3 protein-coding genes are annotated in these 2,001 nt (G+C 54.8%); 2 read left to right on the top strand and 1 reads right to left on the bottom strand.

The window, feature by feature from the left end; genetic code table 11:
• Positions 1–39: 39 nt before the first annotated feature.
• On the bottom strand, positions 40–810 hold the full coding sequence (locus B7G66_RS14320; RefSeq protein WP_040512695.1) for a glucose 1-dehydrogenase: 771 nt from the start codon (positions 808–810) through the stop codon (positions 40–42).
• Between the two features lie 111 nt (positions 811–921).
• Between B7G66_RS14320 and B7G66_RS14315 the strand changes: the two genes are divergently transcribed.
• Both B7G66_RS14315 and B7G66_RS14310 read left to right on the top strand, forming a co-directional pair.
• Positions 922–1,218 (top strand): hypothetical protein, encoded by a 297-nt coding sequence (locus B7G66_RS14315; RefSeq protein ID WP_048859317.1) that lies wholly within the window; start codon positions 922–924, stop codon positions 1,216–1,218.
• Positions 1,219–1,222: 4 nt separating this feature from the next.
• Entirely contained in the window at positions 1,223–1,747 is a 525-nt protein-coding gene (locus tag B7G66_RS14310; protein WP_040511007.1) for an iron transporter, read from the top strand.
• Positions 1,748–2,001: the final 254 nt, after the last annotated feature.

The following is a 2,001-nucleotide window of genomic DNA, read 5'->3' as shown; positions in this document are numbered from 1 at the left end:
AAGGCATTGTCAAGCTTGAAAAACTTTCGGATCGGGCTCTTACTGCGCGGTATAACCACCGTCGATCACCAGTTCACTTCCGGTCATGAACTTTGATTCATCGGACGCAAGGAACACGATGCCATAAGCGATGTCATCGGGTTCCCCCAGATGACCCAGCGGGTGCAGCGCAATCAGCTTCTGGCGCGCGGCCTCCTGATCGACGGTGTCGTGGGTATAGCCCTGCACCATCGGCGTCCAGATATAGCCGGGATGGATGGAATTGACCCGGATGTTATAGCCAGATTTCGCGCAATGCAGCGCCGCGGATTTGGTAAACAGACGCACACCCCCCTTGGACGCGTTATAGGCCGCCAGCATCGGGTCCCCCACCAGTCCCTCAATGGAGGACAGATTGATGATGGATCCCCGCCGGTTAGGCTTCATCGCCTCCACCGCGTATTTCGTCCCGAGAAATACACCATCAAGGTTGATCGACTGCACACGCCGCCAGTCGTCAAGGTCCGTGCTTTCGACCGAACCGCTGTAGAGGATACCCGCGTTATTGACCGCGATATCCAGTTGCCCGAAACGGGCGATAATGGCGGCAATCGCTTTTTTCCAGTCATCCTCCTGCCCGACATTGAGTTCGACGAACATGGCCTCCCCGCCTGCGGCCGTGATCTCCGCCACGGCGGCCTGTCCCTCGGCGGCCTTCAGGTCCGCAATGACGACCTTTGCGCCTTCCTTCGCCAGAAGCTGCGCCGTCGCCTTGCCAATACCCAGTGCGGCGCCCGTTACCAGCGCAACCTTACCTGATACACGTCCCATCATATCCTCCTGTCTTTTCACCTGATCCTATACCGTGCGGGCATGGTGGGGGGCATAATTTCGATCAAGCTGCGTTGAGGGACAAAGGCCGCCCGCCTGGTGGCGGATGGAATGAGCGCATGGAATGACAAGCGCGTGTGCGGCCAGAAGTTTTTGGATGGCCTGTCGTCGCGCTATATTGACATTGATAATTATTCTCATATTGTTGGGCCATTCGTTCGAAACTGCCCCGCGCCCGCCCATGATACCGGGCGGGAAGACCGGTTGATTACCATCATGCCTGCCTGTTCATCCGTATTCATTGCATCATTCATGATTTCTACTCTGTCTGATTTCATACCGGCGCGTTCCCCCTGGCAACTTTCCGAACGTTACCCTTCTTTTCCACATATGCTGACAAAGGTATAAAGACATGCGCTTTACAAAAGGCCTTCTGGCTGCTGGCCTTGTGACAGGTATCGCCACGACGGTTTCACCGGCCCTTGCCCGTGAATACCCGATTGGCGGCCCGGTACAGGCCCACGATATGGAAATCGCCTCCAGCTACCTTGTCGGGGTGGACATGGCCCCGATGCCCGCCGACATGCCGATGGGCAAGGATGTGATCCATCTTGAAACCGATGTTCACGCAACGGCCGATAATGTCTGGGGCTATCCCGATGGTGCGTGGATTCCCTACCTCACCATCGACTATACCCTGACGAAGGTGGGTTCTTCCTTCAGCGCCAGCGGCACAATGCGCGCCATGACCGCAAAGGACGGCCCGCATTACGCCAATAACGTGAAAATGGACGGGCCGGGCAAATACACAGTCGAACTGCGCTATTCCTCGCCGGAAAAGAACGGCTTCCTGCACCATGTGGACAAGGAGACCGGAACCCCCGGATTCTGGGACACATTTACCGAGAAATTTACCTTCTCCTATCCGCAGAAATAAGGCGGCCCCACAGGCCAGCCGTGCGGGGGCCGGGACATGGGAAACCATGTCCCGGCTTTTTTCATATCAGCCATCGGAAAAGAATAATAAGGCCAGTGGGCATTATCCTTCTTCCTGACAGGATCTGTTCTGGAAAGGTAGTTTAAAAACAAGCCATCAAGAGGAATAGGGAAATTTCAGGTTTTGTCCTGTCTATTCAAAAGCCAGAGACTGTTTGAAAACAAACCATTGATAAAAAAATAAGAAAAGTTTTT

The organism is Novacetimonas hansenii JCM 7643, assembly GCF_000964405.1.
Classification (GTDB): Bacteria; Pseudomonadota; Alphaproteobacteria; order Acetobacterales; family Acetobacteraceae; genus Novacetimonas; species Novacetimonas hansenii.
This window is presented reverse-complemented; position numbering and strand designations above follow the sequence as displayed.

What these genes read in the sequence shown, in the direction of transcription:
- B7G66_RS14320 (WP_040512695.1), bottom strand. Translation starts at nt 810, where the DNA reads ATGGGACGTGTATCAGGTAAGGTTGCGCTGGTAACGGGCGCCGCACTG.
- B7G66_RS14315 (WP_048859317.1), top strand. Translation starts at nt 922, where the DNA reads ATGAGCGCATGGAATGACAAGCGCGTGTGCGGCCAGAAGTTTTTGGAT.
- B7G66_RS14310 (WP_040511007.1), top strand. Translation starts at nt 1,223, where the DNA reads ATGCGCTTTACAAAAGGCCTTCTGGCTGCTGGCCTTGTGACAGGTATC.